3 protein-coding genes and 1 pseudogene are annotated in these 2,710 nt (G+C 67.3%); all 4 read right to left on the reverse strand.

The features are described 5' to 3' along the window. A pseudogene (locus FVW27_RS12640) lies at positions 1–341 on the reverse strand (hypothetical protein); the annotation flags it as partial. A gap of 263 nt (positions 342–604) precedes the next feature. Further along, positions 605–1,093, reverse strand: a complete 489-nt coding sequence (locus FVW27_RS12645; protein WP_167125650.1) for a ferritin-like domain-containing protein — start codon at positions 1,091–1,093, stop codon at positions 605–607. Positions 1,094–1,337: 244 nt separating this feature from the next. Next, positions 1,338–2,225, reverse strand: a complete 888-nt coding sequence (locus FVW27_RS12650; RefSeq protein ID WP_167125652.1) for an FAD/NAD(P)-binding protein — start codon at positions 2,223–2,225, stop codon at positions 1,338–1,340. Then, positions 2,218–2,710: 4Fe-4S dicluster domain-containing protein (locus tag FVW27_RS12655; RefSeq protein WP_208294768.1), on the reverse strand; the 493-nt coding region annotated here is incomplete at its 5' end. The genes FVW27_RS12655 and FVW27_RS12650, both read right to left, overlap by 8 nt.

Here is a 2,710-nt window from a genome sequence, read left to right on the forward strand (position 1 = left end):
CGCAGCCGGGGGGCACGCCCGCTCTGGCGCAGGGCCAGCAGCAGGCAGGCCAGATACACGTCCAGGTCGCCCTGATCCAGCCACGGCCCCTCGCAGGTGACGGCGGCGGAAAGCGCCAGCGGCGTCACGGGGCGCAGGCAATGGCGCCCGGCGCGCAGGTAGGCTGCGGCGAACAGATCGGAGGCCAGGAACAGCGAGGGGATGTGGTCCAGAAAGACGCGCTCGTCGGCAATGCTCCACGCGGGAACACCGCCGGACGTTGCCGGACGAAAGCCGGAGGCCGCCGGGGCCATGTCCGGATCACCCAGGGGGGACGAATCGAAGGGGGACGATTGCAGCACCAAGGCCTCCCGTGCTGGCCGGGCGGCACGGGCGACAACGCGCCGTGCACACTGCCAGACTGTAACCACCGCCCGCGGGAGGCTGCGCGGGGCGGACATGCGACGCTGACATGGAGATGACGGACGGCCGGGTGCCTCTTTCCGGCCGTCCGCCCCTCCATTGCGCCGGGCCACACCCGGTGCGGACCGGCCCCGCGCGCGCCGTTGCGTCAGTCGTTGCGCGCGGAACATGCATGCACTGGCGGCCGCCAGTGCGCAAAGGGCTATGCGTTCACTTGCGCCAGCATGGCGGTAAGGGCACGCAGATGGGCGCGTTCTTCCGCAATGCAGGCATCCACCGCCGCCTTTTCCCCGGCGGGCACCAGTTCGCGCATTTCGGTGAAGAACAGCAGGGTGTCCTTCTCGAACTGGATGGCCATGCGCAGGGCGGCGGCGTGGTCGTCGGCGGCCCCCTTGAGCGCGGTCAGGGTACCGGCCTGGGTGAACAGCGCGTGCGAATCAAGCAGCGCGTGCAGATATTCCACGTACTCGGCGGCAATGCTCCACGCGGGCAGTTCCACGGGGCCGACGCGGTCGGCCATGGCGCGGAAGGTTGCCTCGTGCCTGGCCTCTTCCGCGGCAAGGTGCTGGAACAGCGCCTTGACCTCGGGCTTGGTGGCCAGGGCAACGGCCTGATTGTACACGTCCTGGCCGCGCTGCTCGATGCGGATGGCGGCGGCGGTGACGTCTGCGGCGTTGAAGAACTCGGCCATATGCTCTCCGTAGGTCCCCGGCGCGGCGCTTCCGCGCCGGGGGCTTGTGGACTGTCTATCCGAATCCGCGTTGCGGACCGTGTCTCTTCTTTTCTTCCGGGGGTGTCGTCACAAGAGGGATTTTTGTTCTCTGCCGAGGAAGAGAGCCTTTTCATGAAGGGAGGGTACTTTTGTCGTACCTGACCGGAATGAAAAGACGATCTGACGAAGGCAGAGGGCAAAAAGCACCTTGTGGCGGCACCACCTAGAGTTCGTTGGGCAAGTCGCGCAACTCCGCATACGTAAACACCGGCCCATCCACGCACACGTACTTCGTGCCGATGTTGCAGCGCCCGCAGATGCCGATGCCGCACTTCATGCGCCGTTCCAGCGTGGTGATGATCTGCTCGTCGGCGAAGTGCAGTTTCTTCAGCGCCTCCACCGTGAACTTGATCATGATGGGCGGGCCGCACAGCACGGCCACGCTGTTGGCGTTGGACGGAGCCAGATCCAGCAGCACGTGGGGAATCAGCCCCGCACGGTGCGGCCAGTCTTCCGGGGCCTGGTCCACGGTCAGCGTGGTCTGCATGTCGGAGCGGCCCAGCCATTCCTGCACGTCGTCGCGGAAGGCCATGTCATTGGGCGTACGCGCGCCGTACAGCAGCGTGATGTTGCCGTAGTCGGCGCGGTTGTCCAGCATGTACAGCAGCAGCGTGCGCAGCGGGGCCATGCCGATGCCCCCGCCCACGAACACGATGTCCTTGCCGCGCATGTCCTCGAACGGAAACCAGTTGCCCAGCGGGGCGCGCACGCCCACCTTGTCGCCGGGCTTCAGCCCGTGCAGGGCGGCGGTCACCTCGCCCGCGCGCATGATGCTGAATTGCAGGTAGTCCATGCGGGTGGGCGGCGAGTTGATGACGAAGGTGGATTCGCCCACGCCGAACAGCGAAAGCTGGCCCACCTGGCCGGGGTTGAAGCGGAAGGCCTCCATGCGCGCCGGGTCGTCGATGCGCACGCGCAGGGTCTTGATGGCCGGGGTTTCCTGCACGGTTTCCAGCACGGTGGCCACGTCGGGCAGATAGGGATTGTCGGTGAACCCCGTGCCCAGGGTAGTGGCGTGCGCGCCCGCTTGCGGGGTGATGGCATCAGGCATTGGGGGTCTCCTCATTGGCTTCGGTGGCGCGCACCACCATCTCGCGAATGTCCACGGATACCGGGCAACCGGTGATGCAGCGGCCGCAGCCGTTGCACGACACCACGCCCTCGTGCAGTTGCGGATAGTACGAGAACTTGTGGCCCACGCGGTTGCGCAGGCGCAGGGCCTTGCCCATGCGCGGGTTGTGGCCGCTGGCCTCGCGGGTGAACAGCGAGGACATGCAGTTGTCCCAACTGCGCAGCCGCCTGCCGCGCATGCCGTCACCGCCGTCGTTCTCGTCGGTGATGTTGAAGCAGTAGCAGGTGGGGCACAGGTAGGTGCACGCACCACAGGACAGGCACTTGTCCGACATGTCGCGCCAGAAGTCGTTGTCGCCGAAGCGTTCCAGCAGCCGCGCGGGCGTGGCGGACAGGTCCGGGGCCGGGCTTTGCGCGTCCAGCGCCGCCTGGGTGGCCGCATGCACGGCCTGGGCGGCGTCCGAA

The sequence above is a fragment of the Nitratidesulfovibrio liaohensis genome (assembly GCF_011682075.1).
GTDB classification, from domain to species: domain Bacteria; phylum Desulfobacterota; class Desulfovibrionia; order Desulfovibrionales; family Desulfovibrionaceae; genus Cupidesulfovibrio; species Cupidesulfovibrio liaohensis.